The organism is Comamonas sp. E6, assembly GCF_001010305.1.
GTDB lineage: Bacteria > Pseudomonadota > Gammaproteobacteria > Burkholderiales > Burkholderiaceae_C > Comamonas > Comamonas thiooxydans.
In genome coordinates this window covers 73,676-95,207 of record NZ_BBXH01000020.1, presented here as the reverse complement: position 1 = coordinate 95,207, position 21,532 = coordinate 73,676, and the positions used below count along the sequence as shown (strand labels likewise).

General features: G+C 62.9%; 15 protein-coding genes. 4 read left to right on the top strand and 11 right to left on the bottom strand.

Annotated elements, in window-relative coordinates:
- Positions 1 to 75: 75 nt before the first annotated feature.
- Positions 76 to 1,890: a dihydroxy-acid dehydratase gene (gene ilvD / locus CSE6_RS18150; protein ID WP_034359447.1), complete on the bottom strand. Its 1,815-nt coding sequence runs from the start codon at positions 1,888 to 1,890 to the stop codon at positions 76 to 78.
- 540 nt (positions 1,891 to 2,430) lie between these two features.
- On the opposite strand from ilvD, the gene CSE6_RS18145 reads away from it, so the two are divergent.
- The 3 genes from CSE6_RS18145 (at position 2,431) to CSE6_RS18135 (ending at position 6,351) form a co-directional block, all read left to right on the top strand.
- A complete protein-coding gene (locus CSE6_RS18145; RefSeq protein ID WP_059441166.1) occupies positions 2,431 to 4,647 on the top strand; it encodes a TonB-dependent siderophore receptor in 2,217 nt (738 codons plus the stop codon).
- Positions 4,648 to 4,696: 49 nt separating this feature from the next.
- Positions 4,697 to 5,812, top strand: coding sequence for a PepSY domain-containing protein (locus CSE6_RS18140; protein WP_059441165.1), 1,116 nt, complete (start codon positions 4,697 to 4,699; stop codon positions 5,810 to 5,812).
- A gap of 149 nt (positions 5,813 to 5,961) precedes the next feature.
- Positions 5,962 to 6,351, top strand: a complete 390-nt coding sequence (locus CSE6_RS18135) for a VOC family protein (protein ID WP_012839226.1) — start codon at positions 5,962 to 5,964, stop codon at positions 6,349 to 6,351.
- A 72-nt stretch (positions 6,352 to 6,423) separates the two neighbouring features.
- Here the strand turns inward: CSE6_RS18135 and CSE6_RS18130 are convergent, their stop codons facing one another.
- From CSE6_RS18130 to CSE6_RS18100, 7 genes are all read right to left on the bottom strand, one after another.
- Positions 6,424 to 9,345 (bottom strand): aconitate hydratase, encoded by a 2,922-nt coding sequence (locus CSE6_RS18130; protein WP_059441164.1) that lies wholly within the window; start codon positions 9,343 to 9,345, stop codon positions 6,424 to 6,426.
- Positions 9,346 to 9,512: 167 nt separating this feature from the next.
- On the bottom strand, positions 9,513 to 10,652 hold the full coding sequence (locus CSE6_RS18125; RefSeq protein ID WP_059441163.1) for a CaiB/BaiF CoA-transferase family protein: 1,140 nt from the start codon (positions 10,650 to 10,652) through the stop codon (positions 9,513 to 9,515).
- Positions 10,653 to 10,744: 92 nt separating this feature from the next.
- Positions 10,745 to 11,752 carry a tripartite tricarboxylate transporter substrate binding protein gene (locus CSE6_RS18120; protein WP_059441162.1) on the bottom strand — a complete coding sequence of 336 codons (1,008 nt, stop codon included), beginning with the start codon at positions 11,750 to 11,752 and terminating at the stop codon, positions 10,745 to 10,747.
- 29 nt (positions 11,753 to 11,781) lie between these two features.
- Positions 11,782 to 12,960, bottom strand: a complete 1,179-nt coding sequence (locus CSE6_RS18115; protein WP_059441161.1) for a M20 aminoacylase family protein — start codon at positions 12,958 to 12,960, stop codon at positions 11,782 to 11,784.
- Positions 12,961 to 13,129: 169 nt separating this feature from the next.
- Entirely contained in the window at positions 13,130 to 14,113 is a 984-nt protein-coding gene (locus tag CSE6_RS18110; protein WP_059441160.1) for a tripartite tricarboxylate transporter substrate binding protein, read from the bottom strand.
- Between the two features lie 41 nt (positions 14,114 to 14,154).
- Positions 14,155 to 15,150, bottom strand: coding sequence for a tripartite tricarboxylate transporter substrate binding protein (locus tag CSE6_RS18105; protein WP_059441159.1), 996 nt, complete (start codon positions 15,148 to 15,150; stop codon positions 14,155 to 14,157).
- Between the two features lie 95 nt (positions 15,151 to 15,245).
- Positions 15,246 to 16,955, bottom strand: a complete 1,710-nt coding sequence (locus CSE6_RS18100; protein WP_059441158.1) for an acyl-CoA dehydrogenase family protein — start codon at positions 16,953 to 16,955, stop codon at positions 15,246 to 15,248.
- A gap of 250 nt (positions 16,956 to 17,205) precedes the next feature.
- Here CSE6_RS18100 and CSE6_RS18095 point away from each other — a divergent pair, with 250 nt between their 5' ends.
- Positions 17,206 to 18,093: a LysR family transcriptional regulator gene (locus tag CSE6_RS18095; protein ID WP_059441157.1), complete on the top strand. Its 888-nt coding sequence runs from the start codon at positions 17,206 to 17,208 to the stop codon at positions 18,091 to 18,093.
- 157 nt (positions 18,094 to 18,250) lie between these two features.
- Here the strand turns inward: CSE6_RS18095 and CSE6_RS18090 are convergent, their stop codons facing one another.
- The 3 genes from CSE6_RS18090 to CSE6_RS26160 all read right to left on the bottom strand — a co-directional run bounded on the left by CSE6_RS18090 (position 18,251) and on the right by CSE6_RS26160 (position 21,400).
- The gene (locus tag CSE6_RS18090) at positions 18,251 to 18,985 is read right to left on the bottom strand and encodes an aspartate/glutamate racemase family protein (protein WP_003063973.1); all 735 of its coding nucleotides are present in this window, start codon (positions 18,983 to 18,985) and stop codon (positions 18,251 to 18,253) included.
- An 18-nt stretch (positions 18,986 to 19,003) separates the two neighbouring features.
- Positions 19,004 to 20,539, bottom strand: a complete 1,536-nt coding sequence (locus tag CSE6_RS18085; protein WP_034378444.1) for an NCS1 family nucleobase:cation symporter-1 — start codon at positions 20,537 to 20,539, stop codon at positions 19,004 to 19,006.
- A gap of 540 nt (positions 20,540 to 21,079) precedes the next feature.
- Entirely contained in the window at positions 21,080 to 21,400 is a 321-nt protein-coding gene (locus CSE6_RS26160; RefSeq protein ID WP_193751144.1) for a hypothetical protein, read from the bottom strand.
- Positions 21,401 to 21,532 lie beyond the last annotated feature (132 nt).

The following is a 21,532-nucleotide window of genomic DNA, read 5'->3' as shown; positions in this document are numbered from 1 at the left end:
GTCGTCGTTAATTCTGTCTTTCAGGCCCTGGAGTCGCTTCACCCTCCCGAGTCGCTGTCTTTGCCTCTGTGCGCATCACTTGCTGTCGCGCAGCCAGGTCACCGCCCCCGAATGCGTGACCGCGCCCTGGTGGGCGGGGCGCACGGTCAGCGCGTATTTCTCCAGCAGCCCGCCCAGGGGGCGCTGCTGCGCGCGGCTGGCCCTGGCGGCTTCCAGCCGCGCGGCAATGACGGCGGGCTCCAGCTCCACCGTGATGCTGCGCGCGCCGGCCCGCGCATCGATGGCGATGATGTCGCCGTCTTGCAGTGCGGCAATCGGCCCACCGTCAGCGGCCTCCGGCCCCGCGTAGCCTATGCACAGGCCGCGCGTGGCGCCCGAGAAGCGCCCGTCGGTGAGCAGTGCCACCTTGTCGCCCATGCCCTGACCGTAGAGCAAGGCTGTGATGCCCAGCATCTCGCGCATGCCGGGGCTGCCCTTGGGGCCTTCGTTGCGTATCACCAGCACATCGCCGCTCTCGTAGGCCATGGCCTGCACGGCGTCCTGCGCCTGTTCCTCGGAGTCGAAGACGCGGGCCGGACCGCGGTGCACCAGGGTCTTGAGCCCTGCGGTCTTGAGCAGGGCACCGTCAGGGCACAGATTGCCCTTGAGCACCGTGAGCCCGCCATCCGCCGAGATCGGGTTGCCGGCCTTGCGCACCACTTCGCCGTCGGGCTCGGCCGCATCGGCCACTTCCTCGGCCAGCGTGCGGCCCGTGAAGGTCAATGCATCGCCATGCAGCAGGCCCTGCTCCAGCAGGGTGCGCAGGATGACGGCCGCACCGCCGATGTAGTAGACATCGCGCGCCAGGAAGCGGCCGCCGGGCTTGAGGTCTGCGATCAGCGGCGTGCGCGCGAAGATCTCGGCCACGTCGTCGAGGTGAAAGCGTATGCCGGCCTCGTGCGCGATCGCCGGCAGGTGCAGGGCCGCATTCGTGGAGCCACCCGTGGCGCAGACCACGGCGCAGGCATTTTCCAGGGCCTTGCGCGTGACGATGTCGCGCGGCAGCACGGCCTCGCCCCTGGCGCTGGCCCAGACCATTTCCATGAGCTGGCGGCCCGCGCGGCGCATCAGCGGCGCACGTTCGCTGAACACGGCCGGCACCATGCTGGAGCCTATAGGCGCCAGGCCCAGGGCCTCGCTGACCATACCCATGGTGTTGGCCGTGAACTGCCCGGCGCAGGCCCCGGCCGAGGGTAGGCAGGAGCGTGTGACGGTGTCCAGCTCCTGCATGGTGGAGGTACCGGCCAGCACCTTGCCTATGGTCTCGTAGGTGTCGACCACGTTGAGGTCGCGCCCCGAGACGCTGCCTGGCATCTGCCCGGGCAGGGCCGAGCCGCCATGCACGAAGACGCTGGGCACATTGCAGCGCACCATGGCCATCATCAGACCCGGCAGGTTCTTGTCGCAAGCGCCCACGGCAAAGATGCCGTCCCACTGGTGGCCGCGCACCGAGGCCTCCACGCTGTCGGCGATCAGCTCGCGTGAGATCAGCGAAAAGCGCATGCCCGAATGCGCCATGGTCAGGCCGTCGCTGACCGAGACCACGGGGCACTCGTGCGGCATTCCGCCGCCCGCGTAGATGCCGGTCTTGGCATGCTGGGCCTGGTCGCGGAGATTCATATTGCAGGGGCTCATCTCCCCGCCCGTATGGAACACACCCACATGCGGGCGTGCAATCTCCTCATCGTCCTGGCCCAGCGCATGCAGAAAGCTGCGCGCGCTGGCGCGCAAGGTGCCGCGGTGCACGATGGCCGAGCGCAGGCCCGGGGCGGAGGATGGCACAGAGGAGTCGGAGGGTTCAGCGTGGCCGCTGACGGCGGCCTGGGAATCGGTAGAGCGGGAATCGTTCATGGGGCGCGAAGCGGAAGCGGGATGAAGTCCAGCGGCTGCAGGAATGTGCCGGAACTTCGCCGCATGCTTATGAACAATAACGGTCAGCCCCAGTCCTGAACATTGGCGTTTCACCTTGCCGCCGCCCGCCTTGCCACAAGAAAAAGCCCGCTGACGCAGCATTGCGCAAGAGACATCTGCCGAACGTCCACGGACCGCTGACTCCACTGCGGCCAGGCATGTCAGGCCGGCAGCTGCCTGCCCCAACTGCCCAGTCTGCAGGAGCTGCTGCCCGAGCAGGGTCAAGCCCTTCTCCTGCCAACGCCCACACGCAGCGGCCTCGACCGCCGAGATTGCCGAACAGGGAGGCTGTTTTTTTGTGTCTCAACATAACCACATACAGCCAAATGACAGCCATTCTCATTAATATCTGCGCCTGCCAATAAACGCCACATAGTCCCCTCCGGCCCCGACTGAAGACAAGAGATGCCGCCAGCGCAAGGCTGGGGCAGCGCGCTGTTCATGCCAGCCAGGTGCTGTGTGCACTCCCCTACAACACCCATGGCTAACCTCCATCTTTCCGACTCCCCCGCTTTTCGCCTGAGCAGCGCCGCCGCTGCCGTTGCCGCAGCCCTTGGCGTGCTCGCCAGCCCCGTTCATGCACAGACGGCCAGCGCCGCCGCTGCCGAAGCCGCCCTGGACTCGGTCACCGTCACCGGCAACTGGCTGGATGGCGACATGTCCAGCGCCGAGAAGGTGCTGGAGCATCCAGGCGCCCGCACCATCGTCGAGCGCGAGCGCATTCAGGAAAGCGGCGCGGCCACCTTGCGCGAAGCGCTGCGCCTGGTGCCCGGTGTGCAGGTTCAGGACAGCAACGGCACGGGTGGCAGCGATATCTCCCTGAACCTGAGCGTGCGCGGTCTGACCGCGCGCCTGTCGCCACGCTCCTATGTGCTGCAGGACGGCGTGCCCGTTTCCTACGCTCCTTACGGTCAGCCCCAGCTGTCGCTGGCGCCCGTGGCGCTGGGCAATCTGGACTCCATCGACGTGGTGCGCGGTGCAGGCTCGGTGCGCTACGGCCCGCAGAACGTGGGTGGCATCATCAACTTCACGACGCGTGCCATTCCAAAGACCTTTGCGGCCGAAGCCTCCATCGGCACCGAGATCTACAGCCACGGCGGCAACGTGAAGACCACGCCCAGCTTCTTTGTGGGCGGCACCAACGAGTCGGGCCTGGGCCTGGCCGTGCTGTATTCGGGCACGCACGGCAAGGGCTGGCGCAGCAACAACGACAAGACCGACATCGACGACCTGCTGGTCAAGGGCAGCTACAAGCTCAGCAACAACAGCAGCATTTCCGCTTCGCTGCACCATTTCGAGGGCAAGGGCCAAATGCCCGGCGGCCTGACCACGGCCCAGTACGCAGCCGACCCGTTCCAGAGCACGCGCAACTATGACCAGTTCACGGGCCGTCGCACCGACGGCTCGCTCAAGTACAGCTACAAGGACGGTCGCAACAACTTCGAAGTGCTCAGCTACTACGTGGACTCCTTCCGCGGCAGCTATATCGAACGCGACGCCACTGGTGCCAATGCCGGCAAGCGCAGCCTCACGGCCGCACCGCGCGACTACAGCTACTACGGCGTGGAGCCGCGCTACTCGCGCATTTTCGAGACCGGCTCCGTGGTGCAGGAAGTCAGCGTGGGCTATCGCTACCTGAAGGAAAAGAGCTCTGAAACGGCGCTGGCCACTTCGGGCTTCTATGTGCCCGGCCAGGTCGATGCCATGGCCCTGCCGCTGAAAACCACCCAGACCAGCCAGGGCGGCACCACGGCCAATGCCTTCTATATCGACAACCGCATCGATGTGGGCAACTGGACCATCACGCCCGGCGTGCGCTACGAGCGCATCCGCTCCTTCAACAATGTGGTGGACTACAAGGGCGCGACCGCTGCAGCCATCTACCCGACGGCGGCCGCCAACGAATGGCTGCCCACGCTGTCGGTGCTCTACCGCGTCGACAGCCACTGGTCGGTGTTCGCCAATGCCGGCAAGTCCTTCGGGCCCCAGCAGTACGCACAGCTGGCCCAGTCGTCCAACAACCAGCTCTATCCCGAATCGGCCAAGACCTATGAGCTGGGCACGCACTACAAGAGCGACACCTGGAATGGCGAGCTGACGCTGTTCAATATCGACTTCAACAAGGAGCTGTTCCTGGACCGCCCGGGCGACGGCACCGGCAACGGCATCTGGACCGATCTGGGTGCCACGCGCCACCGTGGTCTGGAATCGGCGCTGCGCTATGACTTCGGCAAGAACTACCCGGCACTCAAGGGCCTGTCGCTGGGCATGAGCTATACCTTCACCCAGGCCACCAGCCAGGCCGGTCCTTTCGCGGGCCGCGACCTGCCGCTTTATTCGCGCCACACGGCCGGCCTGTCGGCACGTTATGCGATGGAGCGCTGGACCTTCAATGCCGATCTGAACGCCCAGTCCAAGCAACGCTCGCCCGGCACGCCCGGCACCAGCGCCAAGCCCAATCCCTACATCACGCAGGAAGACGCCAATGGCAATCTGGGCGATATCCCGGGCTTTGCCATCCTGGGCCTGCGCACCAGCTACCAGGCCGGCAAGGAGCTGAACAATCTGCGCCTGACCGTGGGCATGAAGAACGTGTTTGACCGCCGCTACTTCACCCGCTCCACCGACAACAACGGCGGTGGCAAATACGTGGGCATGCCACGCACCCTGTACGTTCAGGCCACCCTGCCGTTCTAAGCGGCGGCCCCGCGAGCCCACCTCGCGGGGCATCACACCATCACGCGCAATGACTTCGCTCCGTTCTCTGTGGCTGCGGCTGCATCGCTGGTTTGCCCTGGGCCTGGGCTGGATTCTGATTCTGGCCGGGCTCACCGGCACCCTGCTCATCATCGGCCAGCCGCTGGACCGCATGGCACACCCCGAGCTGTTCCAGGCCCGCACGACGCATGCGCAGCAGGCCGCAGCACTGACGCCGATACTGGCAAGAGCCCATGAGGAGTTCGGCAGCAAAGCCACTCTGCGCTTCCGGCTGCCTCAGGAGACACAGGACAGCCTGTGGCTGCGCGTTCAGGCTGCGGACTGGCGCGGCACCATTTACCTGAACCCCGTCACCGGAGCGGAGCAGGGCCGCCGCGGCGAGACCGAGGGCTTTGTCAACACGCTGTTCAAGCTGCACAGCACCTTGCTGCTCGACGCCAACGGCAAGGCCATACTGGCCTGGACCACCCTGGCCTACGTGCTGCTGCTGCTGACGGGCGTCATTCTCTGGTGGCCCAAGCGCTGGCCGGGCAACTGGCGCATAGAACTCAATAAAAGCCTGGTGCGCGCCCTGTTCGACATGCACCGCATCGGCGGCGTGATCATGGGCCTGCTGATAACGGTGTCGGTCGTCACCGGTGCCTATATGGCATGGCGGCCGCTGGGCGACTGGCTCAATGTGCTCAGCAGCAGCACGGCAATCAAGCCACCCAAGCTGCCCGCACTGACTACGGAAACATCTGCCAAACCGCTGCCAGCCGATGTGGATGCCATGCTGGCCTCGGCCCGCGCGGCCATGCCCGATGCCCAGGCCAGCTTCGTGCAGCTGCCGCCCAATGCCAAGCAGGCAGTACGCATCCGCTTTCGCGCCCCCGGTGAACCGCACCCCAACGGCATCAGCTCGGTATGGCTGGACCCGCGCAATGGTGCCGTGCTGGACGTCAGACGCTGGAATGAACTCGACCCCGGCGCTGCGGCGGTGGCCGTGGCCTATCCGCTGCACACGGGCGAGCTGGGTGGCGTACTGATGGAAATCCTGGCCGGCCTCAACGGCCTGGTGCTGGGCGGCTTGGGCATCAGCGGAATCTGGCTCTGGTGGCACCGCCGCAAGGCCAGAAAGCTTGCCGCCCGGAGAAAGCCCTGAGAGTGCGGGCCGGCGCCCGGCAGCCCGCGCCCGGCCCTTGCCCCATGTTCCAGGCTCGAAGCCCCTGTTAAGGGCCGGGTCTGCTTGCATCACAGCCTCTGCGGCCTCAGCATCTGGACTTCCACCGATGAGCAGACAAGGAGCTGAAGATGGCTATGAATCCCGTTGGCTGGTTCGAGATCTACGTGCAGGACATGTCGCGCGCCAGGAGCTTCTACGAAGCCGTGCTGGGCTGTCAGCTGCAAGCGCTGGCCATGCCGGAAGGCGGCGAGCACCCCGACATGGAGATGTGGGCCTTTCCAGGGCAGCCGGATAACGCTGGTGCCACCGGAGCGCTGGTCCGCATGCCGGAATGCCCCTCTGGCGGCGGCGGCACGCTGGTCTATTTCGTCTGTGAAGACTGCGCCGAGCAGGCCGCCCGCGTCGCACGCAACGGCGGCAGCCTGCACCGCGACAAAGTCTCCATAGGCCCCTATGGATTTATTGCCCTGGCCATCGATACCGAAGGCAATATGTTTGGCCTGCACTCGATGAAATAGGGCTCGCGCCAGCCCACGAAAAAGGCCTGCCTCCGAGGAGGACAGGCCTTTTTACCTGGCAAGCGGGCGCAATCAGGCCAGCAGCTGCCTCAGCACATAGGGCAGGATGCCGCCATGGCGGTAGTAGTCCACCTCGATGGGGGTATCGATGCGCAGCTTCACGGTCACGGTTTTCTTGCTGCCATCGGGCCTGGTGATCACCAGCTGGGCATCGCTTTGCGGCGCCAGGTCGGCGGCCGGGATCACATCGATGAACTCCTCGCCCGTCAGACCCAGGGTTTGCCAGCTGTCATTGCCCTTGAACTGCAGCGGCAACACGCCCATGCCCACCAGATTGGAGCGGTGAATGCGCTCGAAGCTGCGCGCCACCACGGCCTTGATGCCCAGCAGTTGCGTGCCCTTGGCCGCCCAGTCGCGGCTGGAGCCCGTGCCGTATTCCTCGCCTGCCAGCACCACCGTGGCACGGCCCGCGGCCTGGTATTTCATGGCCGCGTCGTAAATGGCCATCTTCTCGGCCCGGCCATGGTCGTCGCGGAACAGGGTGACACCGCCCTCCTCGCGCGAGCCGTCGCCTGCGGCGGGGATCATCAGATTCTTGATACGCACATTGGCAAAAGTGCCGCGCATCATCACCTCATGGTTGCCCCGGCGCGAGCCATAGCTGTTGAAGTCGGCCTTGTGCACGCCATGCTCGAGCAACCACTTGCCTGCCGGCGAAGACTCCTTGATGGAGCCTGCGGGCGAGATATGGTCGGTGGTGATGGAGTCACCGAACAAGGCCATGATGCGAGCACCGTGCACCGCACTGGAGTTAGAGCCTTTCTGACCTGCAGCGCTGCCCCCGTTTTCGGGTAGTGCTTTCAAATCCAGAGCGAAGTCGGCAAAGAACGGCGGCTCGGCGATATAGGTGCTCTCGGGCCAGGTATAGGTGGCGCCCGTCACACCCCGAATCTTTTCCCAGAGCTTGCCCGGCTCACTGGCCACCTGCTCGTAATTGCTGCGGAAGGCCTTGCCGTTCATGGCGAACTTGAGCAGCTCCTGAATTTCCTCGCTGCTGGGCCAGATGTCGCCCAGATACACATCCTTGCCGCCCTTGCCCTTGCCCACGGGCTCGGTCATCAGGTCTTTGCGCACCGTGCCGGCAATCGCATAAGCCACCACCAGCGGAGGGCTGGCCAGGAAGTTGGCCTTGATATTGGGGTGAATGCGAGCCTCGAAATTGCGGTTGCCCGAGAGCACGGCCGAGCAGACCAGATTGTTCTGCGTGATGACGGCATTGATCTCGGGGGTGAGATCACCGGCATTGCCGATGCAGGTGGTGCAGCCGTAGCCTGCCAGCGCAAAGCCCAGTTTTTCCAGATAAGGCAGCAAGCCCGCCTCGGTCAGATAGCGGGTGACCAGGCGAGAGCCCGGGGCCAGCGAGGTCTTGATATGCGGCTTGACCTTGAGGCCTGCCTGCACCGCCTTCTTGGCCAGCAGGCCCGCCGCCAGCATGACGCTGGGGTTGGAGGTATTGGTGCAGCTGGTGATGGCTGCAATCAGCACATCGCCGCTGCCGATATCGAAGCTCTTTTCCGGCGCTGCAACCGCATGGCTGGCATCAGCAGCAATCGCACTGGCCTCGACCTTACCTGTCTCGGGTGTGTTGCTCACCATCTCGGCCTTGTTGCGCTCCGCACCGGCCGACAGGGGTTTGCTCTCGGGCTGCAAGGCCTCGGGACCATCGGGGCTCACCACGTGGCGACGCGCCAGCTGATCGGCAGGGAGATTGAAGCCATTCTGGGCCACGGGAGCGCTGAACAGCTCGTCGAACTGCCCTGCCACATGGCCGATCTCGATGCGGTCCTGCGGGCGCTTGGGCCCGGCCAGACTCGGTGCCACCTTGCCCAGATCCAGCTTGACCACATGCGAGTAGTCGATTTCGCCGGCCTTGGGCACGCCAAACAGCTGCTGGGCCTTGAAGTAGGCTTCGAAGGCCTGAATCTCGCTCTTGGTACGTCCCGTTCCCTTGAAGTACTCGATGGTCTTTTCATCGACTGGGAAGAAACCCATGGTCGCCCCATACTCAGGAGCCATATTGCCGATGGTGGCGCGATCCGGCAGCGACAGGCTGCGCGTTCCTTCGCCAAAGAACTCGACGAACTTCCCGACCACTTTTTCCTTGCGCAGCAGCTCCGTGACCGTGAGCACCAGATCGGTGGCCGTCACGCCTTCGCGCAACTGGCCGGTCAGCTCAAAGCCCACCACATCGGGCGTGAGGAAGTACACAGGCTGGCCCAGCATGGCCGCCTCGGCCTCGATGCCGCCCACACCCCAGGCCACCACGCCTATGCCGTTGATCATGGTGGTATGGCTGTCGGTACCGACCAGGGTGTCGGGGTAGTACACCGCCTCGCCCTTGCCACTCCTGGCCTTGTGCACGCCACGCGCCAGGTATTCCAGATTGACCTGGTGCACGATGCCGAAGCCCGGCGGCACGACGCCGAAGGTGTCGAAGGCCTGCATGCCCCATTTCATGAACTGGTAGCGCTCCTGGTTGCGCTGGAACTCCAGCTTCATGTTCAGGTCCAGCGCCTTCTTGGTGCCGAAGTAGTCCACCATGATGGAGTGGTCCACCACCAGGTCCACGGGCACCAGCGGCTCGATGGACTTGGGCCTCTTGCCCAGCTTGGCAGCGGTGCTGCGCATCGCGGCCAGATCGGCCAGCAAGGGCACGCCGGTGAAGTCCTGCAGCACCACGCGCGCGACGACAAACGGAATCTCGTCGACCCGCTCCGCCTTGGGTTGCCAGCGCGCCAGCTGCGCCACATGCTCCTCGGTGATCTTGTTGCCGTCACAGTTGCGCAGCACCGATTCGAGCACGATACGAATCGAGACAGGCAGGCGCTTGATCTCCGGGAACTGCTTGGCCAGGGCCGGCAAGGAATAGAACTTGCCCTTCTTGCCCTCGGCCAGTTCAAAGGACTTCAGGGTTTTGGCAAAAGCATGCGACATCGTGAGACTCTCCATGGACAGAACACAGGGAAAACGCTTTTGCATTCCATTGTGCACACAATGCCCGTGAAAAGGGTGGGACAGGGCGCCGGCAACGCAAACCAGCTCACATGGGCGCAAGAGAAGAAAGCCCGCACGGGGCGGGCTGGAGTCGCGCCGAAGCAATCTCAAGCGCCAGCGTCCGGCAGAAACTCCTCTCCTTCGCTCAAGGGCGCAAAGCGGTAGCTGGCCGGCGTGCGGCTGAGCTTGACCGGAGCGCCCAGCCCCTGGTATTGGCCCATCGTCACCACCATCTCGCGGTGTGCGGTGTGCGGGTGCTCAAGCGCCTGAGCTACATCGAGCACCGGCGCGGCAGGCACGCCGATGGCCATCAGCTCGTCGGCAAGCCTCACGCCATCGAGGGGCGCAAACGCCTGCTCGAGCAAGGGCTTGAGTTCGGCACGATGGACGGAGCGCTGGCCTGCGGTGGCAAAGCGCTCGTCCTGCGCCAGTCCCTCCTGCCCGACATGCTGGCACAGCAACCGGAACTGCCTGTCGTTGCCCACGGCCAGAAAGATGGGAGCACCGCCCGTGCTGAGCACGTCATAGGGATAGATATTGGGATGTGCATTGCCCGAACGCTGCGGCAGCTTGCGCCCCATGAACCAGTTGGCCGCATGGGGGTGGAGCAGCGACAGCCCGGAGTCGTAGAGCGAAGCATCCACCAGTTGCCCCTGTCCGCTGCGCCCCCGCTCGTGCAGGGCCAGTAGCACGCCTATGGTGGCATTCAGCCCCGTCACCATGTCCACCACCGGCAGTCCCACGCGCAGCGGCTCGCCGTCGGCTTCGCCGTTGATGCTCATGATGCCGGCCATGGCCTGGATGGCGGCGTCGTAGCCGGGCAGGCTTCCCAGAGGGCCGTCGGCGCCGAAGCCCGTGACGCGGCACCAGATCAGATGCGGCAGCTCTTCGCGCATCTGCTCATAGCCTATGCCCCATTTCTCCATGGTGCCGACCTTGAAGTTCTCCACCACCACATCAGCCTCGGCCATCAAGGCGCGCACGCGCTGCTGGCCTTCGGGCGCGGACAGGTCGAGAAACTGGAGGCGCTTGTTGCGGTTCAAGCCGAAGTAGTAGGAGGCCACGCCGTCGCGAAACGGAGGCCCCCAGGTGCGGGTGTCATCGCCCTGCGGCGGCTCCACCTTGAGCACATCGGCGCCATGGTCGCCCAGTATCTGGCCACAGAACGGCCCGCCGAGAATGCGTGACAGATCAAGCACCTTGACGCCCTGCAGGGCTCCGGCGCCAATCGTGGCTGGATTGTGCATGTTTCACTTTCCGACAGAATGCGGGCCCATGGCCTGCGTGTTGATCAAAGATTGCTCGTGGGCTTGCACCGCCAGTCGCGGCAGCCCATGTCTCAGGCCAGAGGCTTTCGGCCCACGCTGCGCACCAGCGCGCTCAGGCGCTGATGGATGGCATGGAAGCTCTGGTCCGCCTCTAGCTGCGAGGCAACAGGCTGGCGCAGGTGCTTGCCCTCCAGTTCCAGCTTGGCGCGGATTTCCGGATTCACCAGCGCCTGCCCTATGGCGCTGCGCAGCGCGGCGACCCGGTCCGCGGAGGTGCCCCTCTTCACAAAATAGCCCGCACTGACGGTGTATTCAAAATCCGGGCTGAGGCGGCTTTGCGATATCAGCGGAACATGGGTCAGCTCCTTGGGCAATACCTTGGAAAAGCTGGTCAGAATCTTCAGCCGTCCCTGCTTGGCCATGCCTTCAAAGCTTGCCTGATAAGGCAGGATGGCGAAGTCCACCTGCCCTCCTGCCAGGTCCTGCAGGGCCGGCGCGCCGCCCTTGTAGGGCACATGCAAAAACGGCAGCCTCAGTCTGGCTGCAAGAGCATCGCCCATGAGGTTGTACATGGAGTCCACACCCACCGTGCCATAGGTCAGCGGGCCGTTCTTGCTGGCGCGTGCATATTCGATGAACTCGTCATAGCTGTTGACCGGTAACCCGCTCTTGACCATGAGCACTATGGGCGACTCCGTCGTGGGAGCGGCCAGCGTGAAGTCCCCCGGCTTGTAGCGCGCTGCCGTATTGAGCATGGGTGCCAGGAAGATCTCGTTGGCCGAACCATGGAAGAACATATAGCCGTCTGCAGGCGCGTTGAGCACCTTGGCTGCGGCAATCATGCCCGTGCCGCCGCCCAGGTTCTCCACCACCACCTGCTGCCTGATGCTGCGGCCTATGGATTCGGCAAAGATGCGCGCCGCCACATCGCTGGCCCCGCCTGCGGGAAAAGGCACCATGAGAATCAGTGGCTTGGCAGGAAATCTTTCTGCAGCCCGGACCCAGCTCGAACCTGCCGCCAGGGCAGCCGTCTGCCACAGCGTGTGCCGCATAAAGCCGCGGCGGTTCCATGTGTTCATCTCTTCTCTCCCGTTCAGGGTGCGACCGCTCAGGCCAGATAGCTTTGCACCAAGTGCGTCCAGAAGGCCGCGCCTATGGGCAGGGCCTTGTCGTTGAAGTCGTACAGCGGGTTGTGCACCATGCAGCCTCCGTCCTCGCCTACGCCGTTGCCCAGCCGGATATAGGCGCCGGGGCGCTTTTGCAGCATGTAGGCAAAGTCTTCGCTGCCCATGGTCGGCGTGCGCTCGCCCACCTTGTCCTCGCCCAGCAGGCGTATGGCCACCTGCCGCGCATATTCGGTCTGGGCGGCGCAATTCACGAGCACCGGGTACTTGTGCACGTAGTCGATATCGCAGCTGAGCTGATAGCTCTCGGCCTGGGCCTGCACGAAGGCCTTGATGCGCTTTTCCACCCAGCTGCGCACGTCCGGGTGCAGGGCCCGCACGCCGATCTTGAGCACGGCGCTTTCAGGCACGATGTTGAAAACCTCGCCGGCCTGGATGGAACCCACCGTGATCACGGCCGCCTGCTGGGCATCGATCTCGCGCGTGATGATGGACTGCAGACCCAGCACTATGCTGGCCGCGCACTGCATGCTGTCTATGCCGTGGTGCGGCATGGCGCCATGAGCACTGCGCCCGCGCAGCGTAACGGTCACGCGGTCGAACGATGCCATGGCCGGTCCCTGGCTGATGGCCATCCGGCCCACGGGCAGGCCAGGTGCGTTGTGAAGCGCATAGATCTCGTCGCAGGGAAACAGCTCGAACAGCCCCTCGTCCACCATGCGCATGGCACCGCCTTCGTTCTCCTCGGCCGGCTGGAAGATCAGGTTCAGCGTACCGTTGAAATCGAGCTTCTCGGCGACGTACTTTGCCGCGCACAGCAGGATGGCTGTATGTCCGTCATGGCCGCAGGCATGCATTTTCCCGGGCAGGCGGCTGGCGTAGTCCAGGCCTGTTCTTTCATGGATAGGCAAGGCATCCATGTCCGCGCGTATGCCCAGCGACTTGCTGCCCGAGCCCTTTTTGAGCACGCCGACCACGCCGGTCACGCCCAGGCCGCGGTGCACCGCATAACCCCAACGAGCCAGGGAATCGGCCACCATGTCGCTGGTGCGCGTCTCTTCGAAAGCCAGTTCGGGATGGGCATGGATGCTGCGGCGGATCTCCACGAACTCGGCAGCAACGGACTGCAGTTGGGCGAGCAGAAGGGAAGTTGAAGATGTCATGGCTATGGATAGTTGAAATACCCCGACTCATGCCTTGCATGGGCTCTCGGGCAGTGGCAGGCAGTGCGAAACAGTGTCCTCCTCTCGGCCAAGGCGAGACGTTTCGAAAAGTTCTAACACGTCCACCCTTCGATGGCATGCCTACGCTTGCGCCCAAGCGACAGCGTCATCAGTCAAGCTTCACGCCGGCCTTTTGCACCACCTCGCTCCATTTGTCGAGCTCGCTCTTCACGAAGCCGGCCAGATAGGCGGGCTGGGCATCCGCGCCGCGCTCCAGGCCCTGAGCCGCAAAGGCTTTCTTCACATTCTCGGAATCCAGCGCCTTGGCATAGGCCTGATTGAGCAGCTCAACCCGCTCCACTGGCATGCTCTTGGGGCCGACCACGCCGAAGAACACGCTCACGTCATAGCCTGCCAGACCCTGCTCGGCGATCGTGGGGATCTGGGGCATGGCACTGGAACGTTTGGCCGTGGCCACGCCAAGGGCCTTGACCTTGCCGGCCTTGATATAGGGCATGGCCGTGAGGATGTCGGTGAAAGTCATGTCCACCTGACCGGCCAGCAAGTCGTTAAGCGCCGGCCCCGTGCCCCTGTAGGGCACATGCTGCAGCTGGGTGCCGGCCAGGCCGTTGAACAGCACACCCGCCAGATGGGATGAAGCGCCATTGCCCGAAGACGCGAAATTGAGCTTGCCGGGCTTGCTCTTTTCCAGCGCGATCAGCTCCTTGACGTTGCTGACGCCCAAGTCCGGCCGAACCACCAGCACATTGGGCAGATAGCCCACGTAGATGATGGGCGTGAAGCTGGTGCGCGGGTCGTAGCTGATGGACTTGTACAGCGGCTTGTTGATGGCCAGCGGACCCGAAGTACCGAACATCAACGTATAGCCGTCAGGCTTGGCACGTGCCACGAAGTCCGCTCCGATATTGCCGCCGGCGCCGGCCTTGTTCTCCACGATCACGCTCTGGCCCAGCTCCTTGGTCAGCTCGGTCGCCAGAATGCGTGCCATGGCATCGGTAGGGCCGCCGGGCGGAAACGGCACGATGAACGTGATGGGGCGTGTCGGATACTTCTCCTGGGCAAGCGCGGGCAGTGCCGCCGACAGGGCGGCGGATGCCATCAGGCCCAGCGCTGCGCGTCTGGCTTTATGCATGTCTGTCTCCTTGGAAGGGTGTTGCCGATGAACCGGCAAAATCACTGCGGGGTGCCGCCGGCAACGGCCTTGAAGCGCTCCATGCGCGTCTTCTCGCGTGCGTAGGCGCTCCTCGCGTACTGCTCGAACTCTTGCGGGCTGCGGTAGTTCAGCGGCTGATTGAGTTGTTCGAGGATCTTGCGCCCCTGTGCCGACTCCAGCGCCGCCTTGAAGGCGTCATGAATGATGCGCAACCGCGCTGGCGCCAGGCCGGCAGGGGCGGCAATGCCATAGGGCGACTCGATCACTGCGTCCACGCCCAGCTCTCTCAAAGTGGGCACTTGGGGGAACTGCGGAACACGGCTGGACGTGAACATTGCCAGGTAGCGCAATCGGCCCGACTGGATATGCTGGGAGGCTACGCCGGAGAGCACGCCCGCATCGATGTGGCCGCCCAGCAGATCGCTGGCCTGCTCCGAATCTCCCTTGTAGGGCACGCGATTGAGCTGCAGGCCCGTGGACTGCACCAGCTCGCTCAGTACGATGCTGGGCGTTTGCACCGGACCGGCCGCACCGACGGAGATCTGGCCGGGACGCCTGCTCGCATCTTCGGCAAACTCCTTCCAGCTCTTCCACGGTGCATCCCTGCGCACAGCCAGCCCGAAGGTGTAGTCGGTCATGCCGATCACGTAGCTCAGCTTCAAGGGGTCGAAGCTCACCCGGTTCAGATACGGTTCGCGATAGACACTGGCAGGCAGCACCGCCAGGGTGTAGCCATCCGGCTGAGCCCGCGCCAGCTCCACCGCACCAAACGTGCCGTTGGCGCCTGGCTTGTTCTCTATGACCACCAGTTGCCCCAGCAGCTGCGAGGCTTGCTGTGCCACCACCCGCAAATGCGCGTCCGTCGGTCCGCCGGCACCATAGGGAACCACCAGGCGAATCGGCCGAGCCGGATAGGATTCGCTCTGAGCCTGCGCGGCCGAATGGGCTGCCGCCAACAGCACTGCTCCCGAGGCTGCGGCCAGCAGCCGTCGGCGCTCTCTTGCGTGATTGCGCATACTTGTCTCCTTGCAGAAATAATCCGAGAGCCGATAACACCTTTTTCACGAAGCGTTTCAGCCGTTTCTTCTACTTATTTCAAGGCCGCCGGCAATCACTCCAGCCACTGCGCCGGCACGGCAGCCGCATCGTCCAGCGGATCGCGCGGCAGCACACGGTGCAGCAGCACCAGTTGCGACAGGCGCAGGCGCTCGGCCGAGCCGGTCTGTGCGGCTTCCCAAGCCATGGCGATGGCCGTGGTGCAGTTGTAGAGAGCTGTGGCGGCCTGGCGGGCCAGCACTTCGCCACCGTCCTGAGCAGCCCTGTCGGCCAGGGTGCCGGCGCGGGCCAATGCATCTTCCAGCGCCTGGCGGTAACCGGGCACCAGACTGGCATGATCGAGCAAGCCATGTAGATACTGCTGCAGCACAGGCAACGAACCTTCGCGCTTGATGGCGCGGATCACGTCCAGCGCCACGATATTGCTTGTACCTTCCCAGATGGAGCCCAGGTGGGCATCGCGCACCAGACGCGGATCGCTCCACTCCTCGATATAGCCACAACCGCCGCGCACTTCCATCGCATCACCAGTGACCTTGCGTGCATCGCGGCAGGCGCGGAACTTGATCAGCGGCGTCAGAATGCGCAGCAGCGCATAGGCATCCGGCTGGCCCGCGTCGGAGCGCATCAGCGTCTGCGCGGTCTGGAACACCATGGTGCGCGCCTGCTCGGCGGGCACGCGCAGCTTGTCGAGCTGGCGCTGCATCAGCGGCATCTGCTCCAGGCGCTTGCCAAAGGCAATGCGTTCATGGGCGATGAATTCGGCCTCGGCCACAGCACGGCGCATCATGCCGGCGGAACGCACACCGTTGGACAAGCGCGAGTTGTTGACCATGTCGGCCATCTGCACAAAGCCCCGGCCTTGCTGGCCCACGAGATAGGCCACGGCGCCGTCCATGCGGATCTCGCCGCTGGCCATGGACTTGGTGCCCAGCTTGTCCTTGAGACGGATGATGCGGTAACGGTTGGTGCTGCCATCGTCCAGGGAACGCGGCAGCAGAAACAGCGAGATGCCCTTCATGCCCGGCGCCCCGCCCTCCACACGAGCCAGCACCATGGCGAACTCGGCATCGGGGTTGGAGCAGAACCACTTGTCGCCGGTGAGAAGCCATGAGCCGTCGGCCTGCGGGGCGGCCAGAGTCAGCGTGCCCGCGATGTCCGAGCCTGCGGCCTGCTCGGTCATGAACATCGCGCCCTGGGCCTGGTTCTCCCAATCCAGTGAGAGCAGCTGAGGCAAATACTTGTCCACCAGCTCGGGGGTACCGTACTTCTTGAGCGTGCGCGTCAGCGAATCGGTCATGGACAACGGGCAGCACAGGCCGAACTCGGACTGCACGAACAGAAAGGTCAGTGCGTACTTGACGATGGGCGGCATCTTGCCGCTCCAGCCCAGCATGTCTTCCCGGTGCGAAATGGCTTGCAGACCGAACTCACCGTAGGCGATGCGCTCAAGCTCTTCATAGGCTGGATGCTTGATGATGCGCTGGCTGTCCTGGCCCGCGCGGCTGCGGTGCTCAAGCGTGGGCGGATTCCTGTCGGCAACGCCGGCCAGCTCGTCGATGCGCCCACCGGCCAGCTCACCCATGCGCTGCAGATAGGGCTGCAGATGGGCCAGCAGATCGGCTGGCAGATAAAGCGCCAGCAGCGACTGCAACTCAGGATCGGTGGCGTAGAAATTGGCACTGTGGCGATCAGGCACGGGATGGGCTGCAGCGCGGACAGCCTGGGCCACGGCATGCACCTGGCTCTTATCGTTGGCGGACATGAACGTCTCCTGCTGAATTCGAATATCCCTGATGAGCTGAGCCCCCTCTCATCGGAAAGAGGACGACAACCTCGCTACAGGGCTTACCTTGCTTGCCGTCTCTGGGTTCGGCCATGACGAATTCAGGCGGTATGTACCGCACACAAAGCCAGCAATTGAGGCAAGGACTGCCACGAATTTCAGCACCCTCATATATTCACGTCAAATATTATTAAAATCTTTCTCAATACTTTTTAAATATCAATAAATCATGGAACTGAGGTTGCTGCACTACTTCGTCACCCTCGCCGAAGAGCTTCATTTCAGCCGTGCGGCGCAGCGGCTGTCGATCTCCCAGCCCCCGCTGTCCGTGGCCATCAAGCAGCTGGAGCAGGAACTGCAGGCCCAGTTGTTCGAGCGCAGCAGCAAGGGCGTACGGCTGACTGCGGCCGGTGAACATTTGCTGGACAAGGCACGCCAGCTATTGGCTCTGAGTCAGCAGGCCGCACAGGAAACGCGCGACGTGGCCCAGGGCACGCGCGGCCATCTGCGCCTGGGCTTCGTGGGGTCGAGCCTGTACCGCGGCTTGCCACAGGCGCTGGAACAGTTCCAGCACGACCACCCCCTGGTGCGCGTGGACATGCTTGAGGCCAACAGCGCAGAGCAAATCCTGGACCTGCAGCAAATGCGGCTGGACATGGCCCTGGTCCACTCCATACAGCCGCCCGAAGGAATTGCCAGCCGGCTGCTGATGGAAGAGCCTTTCGTGGTCTGCCTACCCGACCGCCACCCGCTGCAGGCCAGCGCCGCCATCGATCTGGCCGAACTCAAAAACGACCGTCTGATTCTGTTCTCCAGCCTGGTCTCGCCTACCTATCACCAGCGCATCTACGAGATGTGCCTGGCCCATGGCTTTGCACCCGAAGTACGCCACGAGGTACGGCACTGGCTGTCGGTGATCTCGCTGGTTTCGCTGGGTCAGGGCGTGGCACTGGTACCCCAGGCGCTGACACGCGTGGGCATGCCGCGCCTGGTGTTCCGCCCGCTCAAAGGCTCGCACCCATCATCAGAGATGCTGGCCATGTGGCGGCGTACACCGGCCAATCCGCTGGTGCAGGCATTGCTGGACTGCCTGCAGCAGGCCGTGACGGAACTATGAGGCCAAGTCAGGACTGATCATCGCTGACCGGCAGGCCTGCCCGGATCTGCTTCAACGCTTCACCGCCGAATTCTTCGAAATAGCATTGGCTGCTCACAAGGAACGCTTATTGGCATGGAAATAAGAGGCCAGGACGATTTACACAACTCCGGGCAATTCATCCTGCCACTTGGCTAGTGAATGGGAAGCCGGTCACGCGCTTGGCTCGGGGCGGAGCGTAGGTACGGACCTTGGAAGTGCTCAGGCCCAGGCGCACGAGCGACTCGGCAATGGTTACGGCCGCGGCTACTCCATCGACCACTGGTACACCGGTCAGTTCACGGATCCTGGCATCCAGTTCAGCCATGCCTCCACAGCCGAGGCAAATGACTTCCGCATGGTCTTCGCTGACGGCAAGGCTGGCTTGACGAACAATCGCTTCGACCGCGCGCTCGGGTTGAGTTTCCAACTCCAGCACAGCCATGCCGCTGGCGCGAACCGATGCACAGCGCTCGTCCAGGCCGGCAAGCTTGAGTCGATCCTCGATCAATGGCACAGCTCGATCCAGCGTCGTGACCACCGAGTATTTGTGGCCCAGGAACATGGCCGCGGTGGCCGCTGCCTCGGTGATGTCCACCACGGGAACGTCCAGCAACTCCTGCAGGCCCTCGCGGCCATGTTCACCGTAGCCGGCTTGAATGACTGCATCAAAGGGTTGTCCATAGCTCATCACGGCGTCCATGACGCCGACCGCGGCAAGATAGCTCTCAAAATTCCCCTCGACCGATTCGGCACCAAAGCGCGGGGTCAGCGCGACTATCTCTGTTCCAGGCGCAGCAACCTTCCGAGCTTGCATGCCAATGGCATGGGTCATCGACTCAGTGGTGTTCACGTTCACGATCAAAATGCGCATGATTTTCAACTTTCCTTCTCAGTGTTTGGCGGAGGCTACGGAAATGGCTTCGCCATCCTGGTCTTCGTAGGTGAGACCTTTCGGTGCAACCATCCAATAGAACAAGGCACCCAGTCCGGCTGCGATGAACCAGGAGAACTGGGACAGCGATTGCAACGTCGGCAGGAATGCAAAGAGCAGCGAGATCAGGGATGACGGAATCAGGGCCTGAATTGCCTTGGGGTTGATGCCATTGCGGTAGTGATAGGGGCCTGCAGGGTCGTGTGTATAGAGCGCCGGAACGTTCACGCGCTGTTTGCGGATCAGCCAGTAGTCGGCCATCACGATGCCGAACAGCGGTCCCAGAAATGAACCCAGCCCTCCCAGGAAGTAGACGATGACCAGCGGAGAGTTGTAGAGATTCCAGGGCAGGATCACGAAACCGAGAACCGCGCTGACAAGAGCTGCCCGGCGGAAGTTCAGATGCCTGGGCATGAGGTTGGCCAGCGCCAGGGCAGGAGCCACGAAATTGGCCATCAGGTTCACGGCGATGGTCAAAATCAGCAGCGAAAGACTGGCCAACATCAACAGCGGCTTATTGGGAATGTTCTGGACGATGTCGGTCGGGCTTTGAATCAGCGTGCCGTCGATGGCAAGCTGGCCGCCTGTCAGGATGACCACGATCAAGCCGAAGATCAGCATATTGATCGGAATGCCCCAGAAATTGCCTTTCACCACGGCGCTGCTTGAGGTGGCTGCGCGTGTGAAATCACAGAAGTTCAGCACGAAGGTGCCGTAGATCGCCACCCATAGCGATGCAGCGCCCAGAATCTGCAGCCACATGGCTCCGCCACTGCTTGCAAATGGGGCAGACCAGTGCAGAGTCCATTTGGCGCTGTAGAAGATCCATCCTGCCAGGGCAATGAAAGTCAACAGAATTACAGGCCCGGCAAAGGCCTCGTACTTTCGGATGCTCTCCATGCCCCAGCAGGCAATGAGAACCTGCACAACCCATAGGATGGAAAAGCTGATCCAGCCCAGCAATGGCAGGCCCAGCACGACTTGCTCTTTCAGCGACTGCAAGCCGGGAAACAGCGTGATCAGCATCACGTCAAGAACCATCGATGCCAGGTAGGTTTGAATGCCGAACCAGGCAATGGCGACTCCGCCGCGGATCAATGCTGGGATCTGCGCACCGCGTGTACCAAAGCTGATGCGGCTCATCACCGGAAAGGGAATCCCTGTACGGGTCCCCATAAAGCCCGAGAGGGACAGCAGCACGAACAGAAATGCCGCCCCCAGCAGAAGCGCCATCAGAATCTGGTGTCCTCCCAGCCCAAGTGTGAAAAGACCGATGGCAAACGCGTAGTTGCCGAGGCTGTGTACATCGTTGGCCCAAAGAGTGAACAGGCTGTAGCTCCCCCAGGTACGCCCCTCTTTCGAGGTAGGTGCCAGATCGTGGTTGTACAGCGCCGGAGAAACTCCGGCCGGCAAGCCTTTATCTCGCTTTGGGCTGGTGGTGTTGGCCCCCGAGGTTAGTGACTCACCATGGGTGTCCAGTACTAGGTTGTTCATATGCCGCCTTCCATCAGGGTGCTCCATGGAGCCCCTTTGCCATGACCTCATTTCGGCTGAGCGGGTCATGCTTGTCTACCGTTATTAGCGGCTACGGGCGACGCAGGCCTGCAGCCATGTTTTCGCTGCTGAAGAGCTGTGATGCTTATGAAGCGAATCAAATCTGCCTCATGTCCACTGCTTCAGCAAGCTTGTCCAGAAATGCTTTGAACACATCGCTGACATGCATGCAATGTATACAAGACATGAATTCAAGATGCTAGTAGGAACCCTGGTTCTATCGGCCAGAGATATTCGTTCGATGGAGTCCTCAGATGGGAGGACAAACGGTCAGTAGCAGGCGCAGCAAGCCCTGGCGTGCATTTCTGCCCTGGGCGAGGTGCTGAAACCTACACTTTGATCATGGCTGTTTTGCGTAGATACCCATCTATGAACCTCTCCACGATCCGCGCTGAGCAAAGCCAGGTTGCTGTGCGTATCAAGGGGCTATAGAAAGTACTCTCGAAGTCACACACCGGAATGAGTACCAGTAGTCACTGGTCAGTTGTTGCAAAGCCGGCATTCAGCCCGCGTCCATCGCAGCAATATTGCTCGCCAACGAGCAATCGGCGCTGATGCTCCCATGGCTTTGAGATCAGTTGCGATACCGGGCAGGACAGTGATAGCTGCATTCACCAAGGGCGGCAGCAGTTGAAATAGATGAATAGTCCATTCGGCGGGCAATGCGGAGACCAGCGCTTTGTTGCGATCGGTGGCATTGGCAATTCTTGCTGGAAGACCATTCCACGATGCGATGGCTATCCATGTGGTTTCATGGTCCTGATTGAAACCGTTCCGGCGTCTATCTGCAACGCGAGCCATTCCAAGTCCTGGTCGAGGAACTGGCGTAGCGCCGGTGCCATGATCACCATGGACCGAGGCGGCTCCTTGATGAATGCTGCCGGGCACGATCAGCGAACGCGTAAGTCATCACCGGCACAGATGGCGAGCTCA